Source organism: Kocuria soli (assembly GCF_003797835.1).
Lineage (GTDB): Bacteria > Actinomycetota > Actinomycetes > Actinomycetales > Micrococcaceae > Kocuria > Kocuria soli.
This window is the reverse complement of the sequence record NZ_RKMF01000001.1, coordinates 312,598-332,758: the sequence shown is the minus strand read 5'-3', so window position 1 is coordinate 332,758 and position 20,161 is coordinate 312,598. Positions and strand designations below refer to the sequence as shown.

At 67.5% G+C, this 20,161-nt stretch carries 17 protein-coding genes; 11 read left to right on the top strand and 6 right to left on the bottom strand.

Going from position 1 to position 20,161, the window contains the following annotated elements:
• Together EDL96_RS01480 and EDL96_RS01475 are read right to left on the bottom strand one after the other, a co-directional pair.
• Positions 1–1,608, bottom strand: a complete 1,608-nt coding sequence (locus tag EDL96_RS01480; RefSeq protein ID WP_123823663.1) for a helicase HerA-like domain-containing protein — start codon at positions 1,606–1,608, stop codon at positions 1–3.
• A 29-nt stretch (positions 1,609–1,637) separates the two neighbouring features.
• Positions 1,638–2,105 (bottom strand): SRPBCC family protein, encoded by a 468-nt coding sequence (locus EDL96_RS01475; protein WP_123823662.1) that lies wholly within the window; start codon positions 2,103–2,105, stop codon positions 1,638–1,640.
• A gap of 214 nt (positions 2,106–2,319) precedes the next feature.
• On the opposite strand from EDL96_RS01475, the gene EDL96_RS01470 reads away from it, so the two are divergent.
• The 11 genes from EDL96_RS01470 to EDL96_RS01420 all read left to right on the top strand — a co-directional run bounded on the left by EDL96_RS01470 (position 2,320) and on the right by EDL96_RS01420 (position 16,195).
• Positions 2,320–2,979, top strand: coding sequence for an SDR family oxidoreductase (locus EDL96_RS01470; protein ID WP_123823661.1), 660 nt, complete (start codon positions 2,320–2,322; stop codon positions 2,977–2,979).
• 300 nt (positions 2,980–3,279) lie between these two features.
• Positions 3,280–4,236, top strand: coding sequence for a sugar phosphate isomerase/epimerase family protein (locus EDL96_RS01465; protein ID WP_123823660.1), 957 nt, complete (start codon positions 3,280–3,282; stop codon positions 4,234–4,236).
• A 51-nt stretch (positions 4,237–4,287) separates the two neighbouring features.
• Positions 4,288–5,286, top strand: a complete 999-nt coding sequence (gene iolC / locus EDL96_RS01460; protein ID WP_123823659.1) for a 5-dehydro-2-deoxygluconokinase — start codon at positions 4,288–4,290, stop codon at positions 5,284–5,286.
• A gap of 8 nt (positions 5,287–5,294) precedes the next feature.
• Complete coding sequence (locus EDL96_RS01455) at positions 5,295–6,254, top strand: Cgl0159 family (beta/alpha)8-fold protein (protein ID WP_123823658.1); 960 nt, start codon at positions 5,295–5,297, stop codon at positions 6,252–6,254.
• Positions 6,251–8,233, top strand: a complete 1,983-nt coding sequence (locus EDL96_RS01450; protein ID WP_233568590.1) for a 3D-(3,5/4)-trihydroxycyclohexane-1,2-dione acylhydrolase (decyclizing) — start codon at positions 6,251–6,253, stop codon at positions 8,231–8,233. Before EDL96_RS01455 ends, EDL96_RS01450 begins: the two co-directional genes overlap by 4 nt.
• 174 nt (positions 8,234–8,407) lie before the next feature.
• Complete coding sequence (locus EDL96_RS01445) at positions 8,408–9,913, top strand: CoA-acylating methylmalonate-semialdehyde dehydrogenase (RefSeq protein WP_123823657.1); 1,506 nt, start codon at positions 8,408–8,410, stop codon at positions 9,911–9,913.
• A 188-nt stretch (positions 9,914–10,101) separates the two neighbouring features.
• The gene (locus EDL96_RS01440; RefSeq protein ID WP_123823656.1) at positions 10,102–11,124 is read left to right on the top strand and encodes a Gfo/Idh/MocA family protein; all 1,023 of its coding nucleotides are present in this window, start codon (positions 10,102–10,104) and stop codon (positions 11,122–11,124) included.
• A 51-nt stretch (positions 11,125–11,175) separates the two neighbouring features.
• Positions 11,176–12,051 (top strand): sugar phosphate isomerase/epimerase family protein, encoded by an 876-nt coding sequence (locus EDL96_RS01435; protein WP_123823655.1) that lies wholly within the window; start codon positions 11,176–11,178, stop codon positions 12,049–12,051.
• A 160-nt stretch (positions 12,052–12,211) separates the two neighbouring features.
• Positions 12,212–13,669: a sugar porter family MFS transporter gene (locus EDL96_RS01430; RefSeq protein WP_123823654.1), complete on the top strand. Its 1,458-nt coding sequence runs from the start codon at positions 12,212–12,214 to the stop codon at positions 13,667–13,669.
• 70 nt (positions 13,670–13,739) lie between these two features.
• Positions 13,740–14,954: a Gfo/Idh/MocA family protein gene (locus EDL96_RS01425; protein ID WP_123823653.1), complete on the top strand. Its 1,215-nt coding sequence runs from the start codon at positions 13,740–13,742 to the stop codon at positions 14,952–14,954.
• On the top strand, positions 14,951–16,195 hold the full coding sequence (locus EDL96_RS01420) for an MFS transporter (protein WP_123823652.1): 1,245 nt from the start codon (positions 14,951–14,953) through the stop codon (positions 16,193–16,195). Before EDL96_RS01425 ends, EDL96_RS01420 begins: the two co-directional genes overlap by 4 nt.
• Positions 16,196–16,265: 70 nt before the next feature.
• Here the strand turns inward: EDL96_RS01420 and EDL96_RS01415 are convergent, their stop codons facing one another.
• Genes EDL96_RS01415 through EDL96_RS01400 form a run of 4 tightly spaced genes read right to left on the bottom strand, consistent with a single transcriptional unit; the run spans position 16,266 to position 20,079 of the window.
• Complete coding sequence (locus EDL96_RS01415) at positions 16,266–17,264, bottom strand: sugar phosphate isomerase/epimerase family protein (protein WP_123823651.1); 999 nt, start codon at positions 17,262–17,264, stop codon at positions 16,266–16,268.
• A 14-nt stretch (positions 17,265–17,278) separates the two neighbouring features.
• Positions 17,279–18,304 (bottom strand): Gfo/Idh/MocA family protein, encoded by a 1,026-nt coding sequence (locus EDL96_RS01410; RefSeq protein ID WP_123823650.1) that lies wholly within the window; start codon positions 18,302–18,304, stop codon positions 17,279–17,281.
• Between the two features lie 58 nt (positions 18,305–18,362).
• Complete coding sequence (gene iolB, locus EDL96_RS01405) at positions 18,363–19,316, bottom strand: 5-deoxy-glucuronate isomerase (protein WP_123823649.1); 954 nt, start codon at positions 19,314–19,316, stop codon at positions 18,363–18,365.
• 25 nt (positions 19,317–19,341) lie between these two features.
• Positions 19,342–20,079 carry a GntR family transcriptional regulator gene (locus EDL96_RS01400; protein ID WP_123823648.1) on the bottom strand — a complete coding sequence of 246 codons (738 nt, stop codon included), beginning with the start codon at positions 20,077–20,079 and terminating at the stop codon, positions 19,342–19,344.
• Between the last annotated feature and the right edge of the window lie 82 nt (positions 20,080–20,161).

The window sequence follows — 20,161 nt, the reverse complement described above, 5'->3', positions numbered from 1 at the left end:
TCAGCGACGACGACGAGCGGTGCCGAACAGTGATCGCGTGATCTCGCGTCCCAATGCCGAACCGGCAGAGCGCATCATCGACTTGACGGCCGGGTTGTCGAAGAACCCGCCGGACTCCTTCTTGGCCCGCTCCTTCTTGGCCGCCGGTTCCTTCTCGGCAGCCTCCGGGGATCCCGAACCTTCCGAGGGGGCCTGTTCGCCCTGCTGCTCGGCGCCCTTCTCCAGACGTTCCTTGAGGACCTCGTAGGCAGATTCGCGGTCCACCGGCTCGCTGTACTTGGCGGTCAGCGGTGATGCAGCGATCACGGCGTCGAAGACCGCATCCGGGGCGATGTCCATCAAGGTTTCAGGGGCTCGCATCCGGGTCCAGGCGACGGGCGTCGGGGCGCCGGATTCGGAGAGGACCGTCACCACGGCCTCACCCGTGCCGAGCTGCGTCAGGAGCTGCTCCAGGTCGTACTCGGAGGACGGGTAGGTCCGGGCTGTTGCCTTGAGTGCCTTGGCGTCGTCCGGGGTGAAGGCGCGCAGGGCGTGCTGCACACGGTTGCCCAACTGCCCCAGGACCTCAGCCGGCACGTCCTTGGGCGTCTGGGTGATGAAGAAGACGCCGACGCCCTTGGAACGAATCAGTCGAACGGTCTGTTCGATCGAGGACAGGAACTCCTTGGATGCGTCCTTGAACAGCAAATGGGCTTCGTCGAAGAAGAACACCAGCTTGGGCTTGTCGACGTCCCCGACTTCCGGGAGGTCGTGGAACAAGTCCGCGAGCAGCCACATGAGGAAGGTTGAGAAGAGTTCGGGGCGGGAGGCCACACCGGGCAGTTGAAGGTTGGAGATGACTCCGCGACCGTCGTCGCCGACGCGCAGGAGGTCGGCGGTGTCGAACTCCGGTTCCCCGAAGAACACCTCCGCGCCGTTGTTGGCGAAGGTCGTGAGTTCGCGGAGGATGACTCCTGCGGTCTGTGGTGACACCCCGCCGATGTTCTTGAGTTCGCCCTTGCCCTCGTCGGAGGTCAGGAACATGATGACCTCGCGCAAGTCCTTGAGGTCCAAAAGCGCCAAACCAGCCTGGTCGGCGTAGTGGAAGATCAGGCTCAGCGCGGATTCCTGAGTCTCGTTCAGGCCCAGGACCTTTGCCAGCAGCATCGGACCGAAGTCCGTCACGGTGGTGCGGATGGGGGCGCCCTTGCCCTGGCCGCCCAACGTCAGGAAGTCCACCGGTGCGGCCTTGGGCTGCCAGTCCTGACCGATCGTCTGGGTGCGTTCGGTCAACTTCTCGTTGGGCTGCCCTTCCGTGGCCAGACCCGAGAGGTCGCCCTTCATGTCCGCCAGGAACACGGGCACACCCGCGGCGGAGAGCTGTTCGGCCATCATCTGAAGGGTCTTGGTCTTGCCCGTACCCGTGGCTCCCGCGATCAATCCGTGCCGGTTCATCGTCGCCAGAGGCAGGCCGACCTGGACATCGGCGACGGCGGTGCCATCTGACACGGCTGCTCCCAGATTCAAGGTCGCGCCCTCGAAGGCGTAGCCCGTGCGGATGGCGTCCAACTGTGCGTCGTTCTGCGTGTTTTCGCTCACGGCGCCGAGTGTACCGCCGGGTCCACCCATAGGGGCATGGCACATCCGGCCGCCCGAGGTCATCGACCCGTGGTGCGTTCCATGGTCTCTAGAAGGCGTGTCCCGGTGGCCACCAGGTAACGCTGTGTGACCACGGTGAGCAGTCCAGGAAACCTGCTCCAGCGGCGGGCCGGTCGTCCGTCCACGTTGAGGGTGATCCTGGACGATTCGTGACCGGCCGGGCCGGGGGCCCAGGCCACCGTGGTCCGGGCGTCCACGGGGCCGTTGGTTGAACGGAGCACGATCTGTTCCAGCGGGTTGAAGTGGGAAACCACCGCGATCCACGACGGAGTGAACGGCCCCAGGGAGAGCGGGTACTCCAACACCGTTCCGGGCGCCATCAATCGGGTGGACGACGAAGTGCGGCCGCCGGGGGAAGCCCAGAAGGCGAGAAACTTTTCAGCGTCCTCCATGAACGCCCCGACTTCGGTCGGCGCGGCGGGTACGTCCACGGAATGTGAACAGGAGTACGGCTTAGGGGGACGCATGTTGCTCCACGGGACTGATCAAATTCAATGCCAAAGAATAGACTGACCGGGGCTGACCTGCGACTTCAAGTCCCTTGGTGACGCCCGGCGTCTTGATTCCAGCTGTGCGTGAACACTACTGGCCGCAAGGGTCTCAGGGTGAAAGCGTTACTCGTGAACCGCCCCGGGGCTGTCCACCCCAGGGAGCCACAGAATCGGACCAAGGAGGAACGCCATGACGAATGTTGCACTGATTGGTGGGCACGGAAAGGTTGCGCTGCTTGCCGCGCCCTTGTTGATTGAGGCCGGGGACGAAGTGAGCTCATGGATCCGCAACCCGGAGCATGCCGCAGATGTGGAGGCCACGGGCGCCCGCGCCGTCGTTCTAGACGTCCAGCATGCCTCGACGGAAGAGCTGACCACCGCCTTCGAGGGGATCGACGTCGTCGTCTGGTCGGCAGGCGCCGGCGGCGGTGACCCGGAGCGCACCTGGGCGGTCGACCGCGATGCGGCGATCCGGACCATGGACGCGGCCGAGAAGGCCGGAGTCGGGCGCTACGTCATGGTCTCCTACATCGGAGCGGGACCCGATCACGGGATACCGGAGGACAACTCCTTCTTCGCCTACGCGCAGTCCAAGGCCGAAGCGGACGCGCACCTGCGGGAGTCCTCCTTGCGCTGGACGATTCTGGGCCCGGGGACCCTCACGCTCGAGGAACCCACCGGCAAGATCGCAGTGTACGAGCCCGGGGAGGAGCCCGAGCGCGCCGAGACCTCCCGCGGGAACGTCGCCCGCACCATCGTGGCCGCGGTTCACTCGGACAACTCGGTGGGGCGCACGATCAACTACACCGACGGTGACCAGCCCGTCGAAGACGTCTTCGGGCAGAGCTGAGCGACCGCCGAATGCTGAACACGGAGCGCTGAACACCGAGAATCGGGACGAAGGCACCCTGTAGTGACGGGGGCGCAGCCACTGGGCTGCGCCCCCGTCGTCGTACCAGGACCGGTGGTGACGCGAGGTGCAGCGGATACTGGCCAACTTTGTCTTGACATTAGGACACAAATACTGGGACCGTGGGGGGCATCACATCGAAGAGTATGAGATCGCGGAGGCCCGGAGCGGGTTGCGGTCACCAGCCTCACCGCAGCACGCGGACATCGCAGCACGTTGACACGAGGAGTTGCCGAAGTCATGACGGCCACCACGCCAGGGTCCGAGCAGAACACCGCAGCGACCACGGAGAACACGTTCATCATCGGCACCGCCCCCGATTCCTGGGGCGTCTGGTTCCCGGACGACCCCAAACAGACCCCCTGGGAACGTTTCCTGGACGAGGTGGTGGCCGCCGGTTACAAGTGGATCGAACTCGGGCCGTACGGGTACCTCCCGCCGGATCCGTCGCGGTTGGCCGATGAACTCAACGCCCGCGCTCTCAAGGTCAGCGCCGGCACGGTCTTCACCGCCTTTCACCGCGGCAAGGACGAGTCCAAAGCCGCTTGGGAGCCCGCGCGTCGCGTGGCGGAACTGACCGCAGCCATGGGCGGTGAGCACATCGTGGTCATCCCCGCGATGTGGCGCGACGACGTCACGGGCGAGCCGGTCGAGAACGGCACCCTGGACAAGGATCAACTCAACGAGCTGTTCGCGGGCCACAACGAACTCGGCAAGGTCCTGCGCGACGAATACGGACTCAAGCAGCAGTTCCACTCCCACGCGGACTCGCACGTGTGCAGCATGCAAGAGATCGAGACCTTCCTGGAAGGAACCGATCCGGAGCTGGTCACGCTGTGCCTGGACACCGGCCACGCCGAATACGGAGGAGCATCCTCGGCGGAACTCATCCGGCGGTACCCGGAACGCATCGGCTACCTGCACCTCAAGCAGATCAGCCCGGAGATCATGAAGACGGTCCGGGAGGAGAACCTCACCTGGGCCGCAGCCAACCTGGCCGGTGTGATGGTCGAGCCGCCCGCCGGCGCCCCGGATCTGGCCGAGGTCATCGAACTGGTCGAAGGCCTCAACCGCCCGATCTTCGGCATCGTGGAACAGGACATGTACCCCGTGTCCTCGTTCGACGTGCCGCTGCCCATCGCCACCCGGACCCGCCGCTACCTGTGCGGCTGCGGTTCGCGCACGCGCGTCGCCTGAGCCGGCCGAGCTGTCCCCAACTGCCGGATCCCGAAGGAGAGGCGCAAGACCATGACCCACGATCTCGTCACCATGGGCCGCATCAGTGTGGACGTGTACCCGCAGGACATCGGCGTCGGACTCGAGGACGTCCAGACGTTCGGAAAGTACCTGGGCGGTTCACCCACCAACGTTGCCGTTGCCGCGGCCCGGCACGGCCGGAACACCGCAGTGATCACCCGGACCGGGCCGGACCCCTTCGGGGACTACCTGCGATCCGAACTCGAGCGTTACGGCGTGGACCCCCGGTGGGCCACCGCCGTCGAAGGCCTGCAGACGCCCGTGACCTTCTGCGCCATCCGTCCGCCCGAGGACTTCCCGCTGTACTTCTACGGCCGCACCCCCACCGCGCCCGACTGGGCCATCGAGCCCGGGGAGCTGGACCTGGCGGGAATCCGTGACGCCACGCTGTTCTGGTCCACGGTCACGGGGCTGGCGCAGGAGCCCAGCCGATCGGCGCAGATCGCAGCCCACGAGGCCCGGCCGCGTGAATCCCTGGCGCCCGGCCAGCACACGATCCTGGACCTGGACCACCGCCCGATGTTCTGGGACTCGGAGGAACACGCACGGGAAGAGGTCGCCAGGATCCTGCCGTACGTCACGGTCGCCATCGGGAACGAGACCGAATGCGCAGTGGCCGTGGGGCACGGCAGCCCTGACGCGCAAGCCGACCGGCTGCTGGAGGCGGGCGTGCAGATCGCCGTGGTCAAGCTCGGTTCGCAGGGCGTCATGGCGGCCACGCCCGAGGAGCGCGTGGTGTCGGCACCACTGCCCGTGGAGACCGTCAACGGGCTGGGTGCGGGCGACTCCTTCGGCGGAGCCTTCTGCCACGGACTCCTGGCCGGCTGGCCGCTGGAACAGACCCTGGACTTCGCCAACGCCTGTGGCGCGATCGTCGCTTCCCGGTTGGCCTGTTCCGAGGACATGCCCACCACGCAGGAAGCCCTTGAGTTGCTGCGTGAACGAGGCCGCGACGTCCCCGGCCAGACCGCCCGGACCCGTAACGCCTAGGAGCAGCCATGCCGTATCAACCGCTGAACACGGATCCCCGGCGCTACGAATCCCTCACCAGGATGCGTCTGGAGGATCCCGACGCCGTCGCACGGGCGGCCGCCAATCGTCGTCGTCACCCCGGGCCGACCTACGGTCGACAGAACTTCGTGATCGCCGCCGACCATCCGGCCCGAGGTTCCCTGGGGGTGGGGGACCAGCCCCAGGCCATGGCCGATCGACTGGACCTGCTGGACCGCCTGCAGATCGCCCTGGCGGACCCCCGCGTGGACGGTGTGCTGGGCTCCCCTGACATCCTGGACGACCTGCTCCTGCTGGGGGCCCTGGACGGGAAACTGGTGTTCGGTTCCATGAACCGCGCCGGGTTGCCCGGACTGGTCAACGAGATCGACGACCGGTTCACCGGTCACACCGCGGCAGTCCTGGACGCGCTCGGTGCCGACGGCGGAAAGATGCTCACCCGCATCTGCTTCGAGGACCCCAACACCACCTCGGTGCTGGAGAACACCGCGCACGCGGTGGACGACCTGCACGCGCACGGGTTGATCGCCATGGTCGAACCGTTCATCTCCCGCGTCCACACCGACCCTCACGGCCCTCGGGTCTCCAACGACCTGTCCGCGGATGCCGTCATCCGCTCCGTGGCGATCGCCCAAGGCCTCGGGGCCAGCTCCGCGCGCACCTGGATGAAGCTGCCCGTGGTTCCCGACATGCAGCGGGTCATGGCCTCGACCACCCTGCCCACCGTGCTGCTCGGTGGAGACCCCTCGGGCAGCCCCGACGAAGTCTTCGAGACCTGGCGGGAGGCGCTGGCGCTGCCCGGCGTCCAAGGCCTCACCGTCGGCAGGACCCTGCTCTACCCGCAGGACAACGACGTCGCAGCGGCAGTGGCCGCCGCAGCCTCCCTGCTCAACGGGCACGGGGAGAACCAGACACCCGCAACGGATGGAAGTGAGATCGCACGATGAGCACCCGCGAGATGTCTGTGGCCCAGGCGGTCGTAGAGTTCCTGGGCAACCAATGGACCGTGGACACCATCGACGGCGTCCGCACGGAGGTGCGCACCGTCCCCGGGACTTTCGGGATCTTCGGCCACGGGAACGTGGCCGGTGTGGGACAGGCGCTCAAACAGGCCCAGGTCCACGCCCCCGGACTCATGCCCTACTACCAGGGGCGCAATGAGCAGGGCATGGTCCACCAGGCCGTCGGCTACGCGCGCCACTCCCGGCGACGCCAGACCTACGCCGTGACCGCTTCCATCGGCCCGGGCTCCTCCAACATGGTGACCGGCGCGGCACTGGCCACGACCAACCGTCTGCCGGCGCTGTTGCTGCCCTCCGACGTGTTCGCCACGCGGGTCCCGGACCCCGTGCTCCAGCAACTCGAACGCCCGGATGCGTACGACGTCACGGTCAACGACGTCTTCCGGCCCGTGAGCCGCTACTTCGACCGCGTCTGGCGCCCCGAACAGACCTTCTCCGCGCTGCTCAACGCCATGCGCGTGTTGACGGACCCCGTGGAGACCGGCGCCGTCACGATCGCCCTGCCGCAGGACGTGCAGGCCGAGCGGATCGAGGTTCCCGAGGAGTTCCTGACACCCCGGCAGTGGCGCATCCGTCGCCCGGAGCCGGAGGCCGAGGAGCTGCGCGAGGCCGTCCAGGCGATTCGCGGTGCCCAGCGGCCCGTGATCATCGCGGGAGGTGGCGTGCACTATGCGTTCGCGCACGACAAGCTGCGGACGTTCGCCGAAGCGACGGGCATCCCGGTGGCCTACACCCAGGCCGGCGTGGGTGTCCTGGACTGGGATCACGAACTGTGCCTGGGCGCCGTCGGTTCCACGGGGTCCACGGCCTCCAATGCCTACGTGGCCGAAGCGGACCTGATCATCGGCATCGGAACCCGCTACGAGGACTTCACCACCGCCTCCCGGACCGCTTTCCAGCACCCCGGCGTCACGTTCGTCAACATCAACGTCGCATCGTTCGACGCCTTCAAGATGAGCGCCTCCGTGCCCCTGGTAGCCGACGCGGGCAAGGCCCTGGTGGCACTGACGCAGGCCCTGGAAGGGTGGCGGGTGCCGGAGGGCATCGCCGAGATCGTGGCCCGGGAGAAGGTCCGCTGGGACGGGATCGTCGACCAGGCCTTCACCACCCGGCTGCAGCCGCTGCCGGCGCAGAACGAGATCATCGGCGCCGTCAACGCGGCCATGGACGACCAGGACGTCCTGATCTGCGCTGCCGGATCCTTACCCGGTGACCTTCACAAGATGTGGCGCGTCAAGGACCCCTGGGGCTACCACGTCGAGTACGCCTACTCCTGCATGGGCTACGAGATCGCCGGTGGCCTTGGCATCAAGCGTGCGGCGCTCGCCGAAGCGGGTATCGGGCCGGACGCAGCGGCCGCGAACGCCACGGGTGCAGGGGTGAGCCGTCCGCGAGACGTCGTCGTGATGGTCGGTGACGGCTCCTACCTGATGATGCACACGGAGTTGGTCACGGCGGTGGCCGAGGGTCTCAAGCTCATCACCGTGCTGATCCAGAACCACGGCTACGCCTCGATCGGGGCCCTCTCCGAATCCCTGGGGTCGCAGCGTTTCGGCACCAAGTACCGCTACCTGGACCAGGAGGCGCACACCTTCGACGACGCCGAAACCCTCCCGATCGATCTGGCCACCAACGCCGAGTCCCTGGGGGCCCATGTCATCCGGGTGGAGCAGGGCCCCGACGTGATCGACCGGCTGGGGCAGGCCGTGGCCGAGGCCAAGGCACGACCCGAGGGATCGGGCCCGGTGGTCGTGTACGTCGAATCGGACCTCTACGCGGACGCGCCCAGCTCCGAATCCTGGTGGGACGTGCCCGTGACCCCTGTGTCCGAGCTCGAATCCACGCAGGAGGCCTACCGGACCTACGCGGAGCACAAGGCCAGGCAACGCCCCCACGTCGGGTGACCCGCCGCATCCGCCTGAACCCCACTACCCGGGACCGCACTGCCCAGAACTCCACCTGCCAGAACCCCACCTGCCCGAACCCCACCACCCAGAACTCCATCGACTTGGACCGTGACGCCGGTACGGAGCCACCCGCAACCGGAGTCACCGAGTACGCACCGAAAGGATCACGACATGACCGAGAAGCACATCGAACACTGGATCAACGGCTCGCTGACCCGTGGATCGGGAGAACGCACCCAGGACGTCTACAACCCGGCCACGGGCGAGGTCTCGGCGACGCTGCACCTGGGTTCCGCCCAGGAACTCGAAGCGGCCGTAACAGCGGCACGTGCCGCCGCCGACAGCTGGGGCGAGATGTCCATGGCCAAGCGCATGGCCGTGCTGTTCAAGTTCCGTGAGCTGATCGCTGCCAACGTGAACACGATCGCGGAGGCCATCACGGCCGAACACGGCAAGGTGGTCTCGGACGCCGCAGGAGAGGTGGCCCGTGGCCTGGAAGTCGTGGAATACGCCTGCGGGATGCCGCAGCTGCTCAAGGGCGAGTACTCGGACCAGGTTTCCACGGGGTTCGACGTGTTCTCCTTCCGCCAGCCGTTGGGCGTGATCGCGGGGATCACCCCGTTCAACTTCCCCGCCATGATCCCGCTGTGGATGAGCCCCATGGCGATCGCCACCGGCAACGCGTTCATCCTCAAGCCTTCCGAGCGTGACCCCTCCGCATCGATGCTGATCGCCGACTACTGGAAGCAGGCAGGGCTGCCGGACGGCGTGTTCCAGGTCCTGCACGGTGACAAGGAGATGGTCGACGGCCTGCTGACCCACTCCTTGGTGGACGGAGTCTCCTTCGTGGGCTCCACCCCGATCGCCAAGTACGTCTACGAGACCGGGGTGGCCCACGGCAAGCGCGTCCAGGCGCTCGGCGGGGCCAAGAACCACGCCGTCGTCATGCCCGACGCGGACATGGACCTTGCTGCCGACCACCTCTCCGCCGCGGCCTACGGGTCCGCCGGCGAGCGGTGCATGGCGATCTCCGTGGCCGTGGCGGTCGGTGACGCCGCGGACGCCGTCGTCGAAAAGGTCAAGGAACGTGCCCACGCCATCAAGGTCGGCAACGGTACGCACGAGGACTCGGAGATGGGCCCGGTGATCACCGCCGCGGCCCAGGAGCGGGTCAAGCGCATCGTGGGTGAGGCGGAGCAGGCGGGTGCGGCCGTGGTGGTCGACGGACGCGACCTGGTGGTCGAGGGGCACGAGAACGGCTATTTCGTGGGGCCCACGCTCCTGGATCAGGTCGGCCTGGAGATGAGCGCCTACACGGAGGAGATCTTCGGACCGGTCCTGGCCGTGGTCCGGGTCGGCTCCCTGGACGAAGCCATCGAACTGATCAACTCCAACCCCTACGGCAACGGCACCGCGATCTTCACCGGATCCGGCAACGCTGCCCGCACGTTCCAGCGCAAGGTGACCGTCGGCATGATCGGCATCAACGTTCCGGTTCCCGTTCCCGTGGCCTGGCACTCCTTCGGCGGGTGGAAGGACTCGTTGTTCGGCGAGCACCACATGTACGGCCCCGACGGAGTGCGCTTCTACACCCGCGGCAAGGCGGTGACCCAGCGCTGGCCCGAGGCCAACGACCACTCGGGCGCCTCCATGAACTTCCCGTCCACCAACGACTGAGCGAGCAACCACCAAGTTGAGGCCGCCCGGCTTGGGCAACCCACTCAGCAACATAGTCAGAATGTCTGGACAAAGTGTGATGGGTGTCCCTACTGTGGCACCCATCACACGGATCCGGGCGGATCCACCACGGCTTCCGTGTACGCACAGTAGCGCGACGGAACGCCAAGAGAACTGGAGACAGTGACGTGACTTCCAACCCAACCACCTCGCTTCGTGTGGCCGTCGTCGGCGCCGGACGCATGGGCGCCGATCACATCGAACGTCTGCACACCGTGACTCGACGCGCGGAGGTCACCGCCGTCGTCGACGTCGACGAGGCCCGTGCACAGGCGGCAGTGGCGCACATCGACGGTGCCTCCGCCTACACCACGATCGAGGACGCATTGGCGGCCGGTGTGGACGCGGTCATCCTGGCCACCCCCGGGTTCCTGCACGAAGAGGCCCTGCTGCCCCTGATCGAACGCGGCATCCCCGTCCTGTGCGAAAAGCCGCTGACGCCGGACCCAGAGTCAGCATTGCGCGTGGTGGAGGCAGAGGCTGCGGCGGGGCGCCGCTTGATCCAGGTGGGATTCATGCGCCGCTACGACGCCGGTTACCGGGCCCTCCGCGAGCTGATTGCCGGCGGGGACCAGGGAGAGCTGTTGCTTCTGCACCACCAGCACCGCAACGCAGACGTCCCTCCGGGGTTCACCAACCAGATGATCATCCACGACTCCGTGGTCCACGAATTCGACGCCGTGCGCTTCCTGACCGGTGAGGAGATCGTGTCCGTGCAGGTCCGACGCGGGAAGTCGACCTCGCTGGCGCCGGAGGGATTGAACGATCCGCAGCGGGTCATGATCGAGACCGCCTCCGGTGTCCTGGCCGACGTCGAGATCTTCGTGTGCGCCCAGCTCGGCTACCAGGTGGACACCCAGGCCTCGTTCGAACGCGGTGTGGCCTCCGTGTCCGGTGCCGCAGCGCTGGAACTCACCGCGGACCGGACCAAGGGACGGCCCATCGACGCCAGCTTCGAGACGCGATTCAAGGACGCCTACGACCTCGAGGTCCAGGAGTGGGTGGACTCCGTGCTCACGGGTGAACCCGCCGGACCGAGCGCCTGGGACGGATACGCGACCGCGGCGTGCTGCGCCGCCGGTGTGGCCTCCCAGGAATCCGGTGCCATCGAACCCGTCCAGTTGGCCGAACGACCCGCGCTCTACCGCTGACGGGCCCCTCAGGCCAGCCCAGCAACACGCCCAGGACAGAGAGGACCCGCCGTGAAGATCGCCTTGGATCCCACCCCGTTCCACCACACCCATTCCCTGCTCGAGTTCCCGCGCCTGGCCGCGGAGCTCGGCTTCGAATGGCTGCAGTTGACCCCGCATGCCGACTTCATTCCCTTCTTCAACCACCCCAAGGCCGACGACGACCTGGTGGCACGGTTCCGGAAGGAATGCGAGTCCGCGGGCGTGGGGGTGGCCTCCGTGCTGCCCGTCCTGCGCTGGTCCTCACCGGACCCGGACGCGCGTGAGGCCGCCGTCCGGTACTGGAAGCGGGCCATCCAGATCACCGTCGACCTGGGCGTTCAGCAGATGAACACCGAGTTCTCGGGTCGCCCCGAACTGGCCGAGGAGTCCGAGCGGGCCTTCTACCGTTCCATGGAGGAGCTGGTGCCCATCATCGAGTCCGAGGGCATCAACGTCTCGATCGATCCCCACCCGGACGACTTCGTGGAACAGGGACTGGCGGGGTGGCGGGTGGTCCGCGGCGTGAACTCCCCGAACCTGGGGTTCGTGTACGTGGCTCCTCACACGTTCCACCTGGAGGACCCCATGCCGGAGATCCTGGACGCGGTGGGTGACCGTCTGCGGGTGGTGCACGTCGCAGACACCATGGACCACCACCGGTCCAACGGCCTGCGCTACATCACCAACCCTCCCGGCACCCCCGCGAGGGTCCACCAGCACCTCAAGATCGGCGACGGCGACGTCGACTGGGACGCGTTCTTCGGTGAACTCCACCGGAACGGCTTCTACGACCGCGAGGAGTCCGTGATGGTCACGAGCGTCTTCGCGGAGAACGAGAATGCTCATGAGGTCTCGCGCTACCAGCTCGAGCAGATGACGCAGCGCGTGCAGAAGGCGCGGTCCTGACACCCTCCCGGGTGTACCAGGATTGCTTCTGCACTTCGCGGGATTCGCACCGACGACGACGTCGGACCCGCCACCCGCACGAACGCCCGTCGGGGCACCGTGCACCCCATTCACCCTCCCCGCGGAACTGGAGTCCGCATCCCTTGACGAAGGAGTCACCATGAGCGGCACGGCGGAGAAAGCCAGCAAAGTACCGTTGCCACCCCTGACCGACGGACCGCACAGCAAGCGACTCGGTCTGGTGGCCCTGGTGGCCACCTTGGGTGGCCTGCTGTTCGGTTACGACACGGGCGTGATCAACGGTGCGCTCGAGCCCATGTCCGAGGAACTCGGGCTGACGATCGACAACGAAGGCCTGGTGACCAGCTCCCTGCTGGTCGGCGCGGCGATCGGCGCGGCCACCATCGGGCGGCTCTCGGACGGTTGGGGCCGACGCCGGACCATTATCCTGCTCTCGATCCTGTTCTTCGTGGGCGCCATGCTGTGCGTGATCGCTCCCGGTCTGGGGGTCCTGCTTGTCGGACGTGTCCTGCTCGGCCTGGCCGTGGGCGGCGCCTCGACCGTGGTCCCCGTGTTCCTGGCCGAACTGGCCCCGTACGAGATCCGCGGTTCCCTGTCGGGGCGCAACGAGCTCATGATCGTGGTCGGTCAGCTTGCCGCCTTCGTGATGAACGCGATCCTGGGCAGCATCCTGGGACACGTGGACGGGGTGTGGCGCATCATGCTGGCCATGGCCGCGATCCCCGCCGTCGCGCTGTTCGTCGGCATGCTGCGCATGCCGGAATCACCCCGGTGGCTCATGTCCAAGGGTCGTTACGACGAGGCCCTGGCCGTGCTGAAGACCATCCGCTCGGAGGACCGTGCCGAAGCCGAACTCGCTGAAGTCCGGGCCCTGGTCAACCAGGAGCAGAAGGCACACGAGACCGGAATCTCCAGCGTCCTGAAGAACAAGTGGCTGCTGCGCATCCTGCTCATCGGCATCGCGCTTGCGGTGTTCCAGCAGCTCACCGGCATCAACTCGATCATGTACTACGGGACGATCGTCCTGGGCGAAGCCGGATTCGGTCGCCAGGGTGCGCTGATCGCCAACATCGCGCCCGGCATCATCGGCGTGGTCGGCGCCTTCATCGCCCTGTGGATGATGGAGAAGATCAACCGCCGCACCACGGTGATCACCGGCTACACGCTCACCGCCGTCTGTCACCTGCTGATCGGTATCTCCTCCCTGGCGATTCCGGAAGGCGCGGCCATTCGCCCGTACGTCCTGCTGATCCTGATCGTGGCGTTCGTCGGCTCCATGCAGACCTTCCTGAACGTGGCCACCTGGGTGCTGCTCAGCGAGATCTTCCCGCTGCACATGCGGGCCGTGGGAATGGGCATCTCGGTGTTCTGCATGTGGATCACCAACGCAGCGCTGTCCCGCTTCTTCCTGAACATCGTGGACGCCTTCAGCCTGACCGGTACGTTCTTCGGCTTCGCCGCGGTCAACGCCATCGCCGTCCTGGTCATGTTCAAGTTCCTCCCCGAGACCCGCGGACGGACCCTGGAGAAGGTCGAGGAGGACGTCACCACCGGTGCGATCTTCCAGGTCCGCAAGAAAGCGGAATCCACCAACTGACCTGAGGTTGCTGCAGCAAGCCGAAGTGTCTGCAGCAAGCTCAGGCACCTGTAGGAAGGGAGTACGGATGATGGACACCACCAGTTACGGACCCGACCGTCCCTTGGGGATCGCCGTGATCGGCGCCGGCATGGCCGGGGCGGCCCACGCCGCGGCATGGCGCGCGGCCACCACCACCCGGTCGCCGTTCTCCGTCCCGGTCAAGCTCGTGGCGATCGCGGACATCGCAGAGCCCCTGGCTCAACAGACCGCCGGACGCTACGGCTACGAACGCGTGGAGACCGACTGGCGTGCACTGAAGGACGCCGAGGACGTGGACGTGGTCTCCGTCGTCGTCGCCAATCACCTCCACCGGCAGATCGTGGAGGAACTGGCCGCGGCCGGAAAGCACGTGCTGTGCGAGAAACCGTTGAGTGACACCCTCGAGGACGCTCAGGCCATGGCCGAGGTCGCCCGCAGTGCGGACTCGGTCATCAGGATCGGTTTCACCTTCCGCCGGGCCCCGGGCCTGGCGACGCTGCGGGACCTGGTCCAGGACGGAACTCTTGGACCCGTGGTGCACCTGTACGGCCGCTACCTGGCCGATTACGCGTGCTCTCCCACGGTGCCCATGACCTGGCGGTTCCGTGGGGAGCCTGGCTCCGGCGCGCTGGCCGACGTCGGGAGTCACCTCCTGTACGCCGCCGAGTTCCTGGCCGGTCCCACGCAAGCGGTCTCCGGGGCACGCTTCCGGACCGTGGTCAAGGACCGGCCCCTGCCCCTGGGCTCCACCGTGGGCCACGGTCGGGTGGAGGTCTCCGAGGAGACCGAGCCGGTGACCAACGACGACTGGGCGGGCTGGACCGCGCGGTTCGGCGAAGCAGACGGGATCTTCGAGGCATCCAGGGTCTCGGCGGGTCACCCGAACGGTCTTCGGCTGGAGGTCACCTGCGAACACGGGGCCGCGGTCTGGGACCAGGAACGCCCCGCCGAGATCCAGCTCATGGTCCGCGAACCGGACGGGGAGTCGGAGCACCGCAACGGATTCCGCACCGTGATCCTGGGCCCCGGGCACCCGTACGTGGGGGAGGGGTTCCCCATGGCCGCTCCCGGGATCGGCTTCGGTCAGAACGACGGATTCGTGTTCCAGGCGCGCGCCTTCCTGGAGGAGGTCGCGGGCCTGCCCGAAGCGGAGTCCTGGCCGCGCAACGCGACCTTCGACGACGGGGTGCACAACATGCGCCTCATCGCGGCCATCGCGCAGTCCGCGACCGACCAGGGGCGTGAGGTTACGATCGCTCAATGAGATCTTCCCGTGGCCCCGCGATGACCCTTGTTGCCGTCGCGATCCTGGCCGCGGCCATGACCCTGAGGCCCGGTGCGACCTCGGTGGGCCCCGTGCTCGCCGAGATCAGCACCGGGCTCGGTCTTTCCAGCGGCACGGCGGGCCTGGTCACAGCGCTTCCCGGCTTCATGTTCGCCCTGGGAGGTGTGGCCGCCGTCCCGCTGTCCCGACGCCTGGGCGTGGGTGCGACCATCGGGACCGGCCTCCTGTTGACCGCAGCCTGCCTGTTGGCGCGCCCGTACGTCGGGTCGGCCGGACTGTTCGTGCTCCTCAGCGCCCTGGCCTTGATCGGCATGGCCGTTGGCAACGTCCTGGTGCCCGCGGTCATCCGGATCTTCGGGCGGGACAAACCGGCGTTCCTGGCGGGGATCTACTCCACCGGATTGGCCGTGGGCGGTGCCGCTCCGCTGTTGGTGGCCGGACTGCTCTTGGCGGCCACCGGTGGATGGCAGCCCGCGCTGGCAACTTGGGGACTGTTCTCCCTGATGGCCGCCGTCGTGTGGGGCGTGCTCATGGCTCGTTCGGCAGGCCGACTGGGCCGGGTCGCATCGGCCCGCCCCGCGGCCGGTCCCGGTGCCGCCACGTCACAGGAATCCGCGCAGGTTGCCGCACACGGTCGGCCCGTGTGGCGATCGCGTACGGCGGTGGCCCTGGCACTGTTCTTCGGACTGCAGTCCACGAACGCCTACATCCAGTTCGGGTGGATGTCCCAGATCTATCGGGACGCGGGGCTGAGCCTGGGCACGGCGTCGGTCCTGGTGGGAATGATTGCCTTCCTGGGTGTTCCCGGTGGCTTCGCCACGTCCTGGATGGTCTCCAACTCCCGACATCTGGCCGGATGGATCATCGGCATGGGCGCGTGCATGGTCCTGGGCTACGGGGGACTGCTCCTGGCGCCCGCCACCGTTCCGCTCCTGTGGGCACTCCTACTGGGCCTGGGGTCGTTGGCCTTCCCCACCGCCTTGGCGTTGATCACGGCCCGAACCCGCGATCCCGCCGTCACAGCGCGGGTCTCTGGCTTCATCCAACCCGCCGGGTATCTCATGGCCGGCGCCGGGCCGTTGCTGATCGGCCTGATCCACGGGTGGACCGGCAGCTGGACCGTTCCGCTCCTGTTGCTGCTCGCGTCCTCGTTCGCGTTGGCCTACTTCGGTTCCAGGGTGGCCAACGGCGGTTACATCGACGACGAACTGCTCACCTGAGCACGCCCGTGACCGGGCGGTTCGGCGACCACACGGCCGACCACACGCCCGGTCACGTGCTTGCCGGATCTCAGCGGACTCCGGCGATCCTGGCCGCCTCCAACAGAACTCCCGCGGCCTCCGACACACCCTCCACCGGGCCCAGCGACGTGTCCTCGTGCTCGATGTGCAGAGCCATGTCCGGGTCCACCTCGTGAAGAGCCGTGATGAACTCGGCCCAGTAGGTGGCGTCGTGTCCGCGGCCCAGGGCCACGAAGTCCCAGGCGGAGTCCTTCGGCCATTCGTTGACGTATTCGTCACCGCCCAGGTTGACGCGGTTTTCCTCCGGTGACAGGCGGCGGAACGAGTTGTCCAGGACACCGCACCACGCCGCCTCCGGGTTGATGCGCACGTCCTTGGCGGCGGCGTGCACCACGTGTGCGCCCAGGCGCCGAACCACCTGCACCGGGTCCATTTGCTGCCAGAACAGGTGGCTTGCATCCAGCTCCACACCGATGTTGGTGGCACCCGTGCGTTCGATCAGTTCCAGGAACGACGGCGGGTTGAAGACCACGTTCTGCGGGTGCAGCTCCAGCGCCACCTTGACCCCGTGTTCCCCGGCCAGCTGGTCGATCTCCTGCCAGAAGGGCACCGCGACCTCCCACTGACGTTCGATGACGTCCAGATGCCCGGAGGACCAGGCGTTGACCACCCAGGGGGCGATCCTCCCGCCGTCCTCGCCCGCGGGTAGACCGGACATGGTCACCACGCGGGTCTGGCCCAAGGCCCCCGCCACGCGGATGCTGCGGCGCAGGTCCTCCGCGTGCACCGCACCGAAGTTCGGATCGGGGTGCAGGGGATTGCCGTTGCAGTTCAGGCCCTGCAGGCTCACCCCGGTGCCCTTGAAGGTTTCCAGGTACCGCTGAGCTGTGGCAGGCTCGGCGTCGATCTCGTCAACCGGGACGTGCACGGGTGGCAGGAACCCTCCGGTGTTCAATTCGACCGCGTTCAGCCCCAGACCGGCCACGACCTCCAAGGCTTCCGGCAGGGAACGGTCGTGAAGCGGTGCTGTGTAGAGCCCGAGGTGCATGGTGTGCTCCTTCCTCAGGCCAGGTCCACGCGGACCGGGGTTCCGGTGATCAGGGATTCCTGGGCGGCATCGGCCACCTTGGACGCGGCCACGGAGTCCGCGGGAGTGCACGGGGACTCGCGCTCGCCGTGCACCATCTCCACGAAAGCGCGCATTTCGGCCACGTAGGCCTCCGCGAATCGTTCGTGGAAGGTCAACCACGGGGTGCCGGTCGGGAACGTGACCCCGGGTTCGGCAGAGCGGCCCGCGTAGTGCTCGTCCAGGCCGACCTGGACGGTCCCGGCAGAGCCCTGCAACTCCAGACGGACGTCGTGTCCCGCCCCGTTGTAGCGGGTGGCGGACACGGTGCCCACCACCCCGTCGTCGAAGGTGACCAGGGCAACGGCGGTGTCCACGTCGCCCACCCGGCCGATCTCGGGATCGCCGTTGTTGGAGCCGCGTGCATCCACCTCCACGATCTCCCGTCCGGTGATCCAGCGCAGGGTGTCGAAGTCGTGAACCGAGCAGTCCCGGAACAGGCCACCGGAGGTCGCCAGGAAGGCCACCGGCGGTGGGGCCTGGTCGGCCGTGATGGCGCGAAACGTGTGCAGCCAGCCGAGTTCCCCGGCCAGGAAGGCACGCCGGGCCTCCAGATGTCCGGGGTCCAGACGGCGTTGGTGCCCGATGTGCACCGGGACTCCCGTACGTTCAGCGGCCTCCAGGACCGGTAGGGCCTCCGCCACGCTCGAGGCCACGGGTTTCTCGCAGAACACCGGGATCCCCGCCTCCAACGCGCGAAGGAGCAGCGGGGCGTGCTGCGCGGTCCCGACGGCGATCAGCACACCGTCCGGTCGCTCGTCGAACAATTCGTCCACCGAATCGGCCGCCCGGACGCCGAGCGCCTCTGCCAGGGCCTGCGCCCGGTCCACGGCCACGTCGGCCAGGGCGATGTCGAGGTCAACCGGTGGGTGCTCGTCGTCGCCGTCCCGTACGGCGACCAGATTGGCGGCGTGCATGGCGCCGATGCGCCCCACGCCGATGAGCCCGAGGACAGTGGACACGACTCCACCTTTCTGACAGGCTCCGTTGCCTGCCGAGCGTAGGGGTGGGTGGCAGGAGTCAGCCGGTGAAGGGTAGACGCGAGTCGATCTCGGCCTGCTCCCAGGTCCGACGGATCCACCCGTGGTGGGGGTCGTCGCTGATGAGCCACTCCCGGACGGGGCCGGGGCCCGCCATGACGTTCAGGTAGTACATGTCGTGGCCGGGGGGCGTCATGGCCGGTCCGTGCCAGCCGTAGGGAACCAGCACGACGTCGCCCGTTCGGACTTCCGCCGTCACGTCGATCTCGCGGTCGTCGGAGGCGTAGACGCGCTGGTAGCCCATGGCGTCCGGGCCGCCTTCCTCGGCTGTCGGGACCGGCATGTCCTTGGCGGTCTGCATCTCGAAGTAGTAGATCTCCTCGAGTGCGGTCTCGCCTTCCTTCTCCTCGTCGTGCTTGTGCGGAGGGTAGGAGGACCAGTTGCCGGCCGGGGTGAGGACCTCGCACACGATGAAGCGATCGGCCTCCAGGATGGCCGGGTTGCCGAAGTTGTGGACCTGCCGGGAGCACTGGCCGGCTCCGCGCAATTCCACGGGCACGTCCTCGGGCAGCACGTGGCGGGCGGGGTAGTCGTGCTTCGCGGGAGCGGAGGCCACGGCCACTCGGCCACCGGAGGCCGAGGAAATGGTGCACCCGCGGTTGATTCCCGTGTAGAGCACGTCCGTGGGGCCCGCGAAGACCGAGGGCCGCCCGGCCAGCTCGTAGCGGACTTCGCCCGCGTCGTCGTTGGTGTCGACGTCGTTCTGTGCCCCGACCGTGACCGTGAAGGAACCCGACAACGGAACCACGATGCGTTCCTCGTTCTGCGCGGGCAGGTCCACGGAAGCGCCCGGAGCGAGTTCGGCCACCCGGAGCCCGGTGTGCGTCCAGCCCGGAGCCTGGACGCGGGAGTCGGGGGTGCCCAGGTCGAGCCACCAGTCGTCGTGGGCGGTGGAGCCCGCCGGGTGGAACCAGTTGGAAGCTGCGGTGGTCATGGTGCTCCTTTGCACGGGGAGGAGGTCATTTCACGAGCGTCATCTCGAAGGAGTAGAGGTCGGCGCGGTACAGGTGGTGGCCGCCGTCGACGGCCCGTCCGCTGGAATCCCGCGCAACGCGCTCCATCTGCACCAGCGGCGCGCCGGGGTCGACGTCCAGCAGAGCGGCCTGTTCCTTGTCTGCCACGGTGGCGCCCATGCGCTGGTGCGCCAGTCGGAAGTCGATACCGGCGCCGCGCATGAGGTCGTAGAGACCGTGGTCGCCCAGTTGCGCCCGGTCCAGTTCCAGGACGTCGGTCGGAACCCAGTTCTCCATGATCGCCAGGGGAGTGCCGTCGATGGACCGCACGCGACGCAGGTGCTGCAGCGGGGTGCCTTCCTTGATGCTGAGCAACTCCGCACGGTCCTGGTCGGCGGCGACCGGCGTCAGCTCGAGGATCTCGGTGGTCGGCGTGGAGCCCTGCTCGATCAGGTCGTCGTAGAGGGACGACAGCTGAAGCGGCCGTCGGACGGGCGGTTCGACGACTTGGGTGCCGATCCCGCGGCGGCGAACCACGAGCCCCGCCTGGACGAGCTGGTCCAGGGCCTGACGCATGGTGGGCCGGGACAGGTTGAAACGTTTGGCCAGGTCGATCTCATTGTCCAGGCGCGTCCCGGGCGGCAGCGAACCGTCCCGGATGGCTGTCTCGAATGCGGTCGCCACCTGGTGGTACAGCGGGACCGGGGATGACCGGTCCAGCGCTACCTGTACGTCAGTGGCCATGAGAGCTCCTTCGGGTGATCTATGTCATTTTGTCATGACAAATACGGTAGGGGAAGGGGGGAGGTGTTTCCCCCGGTTCTCA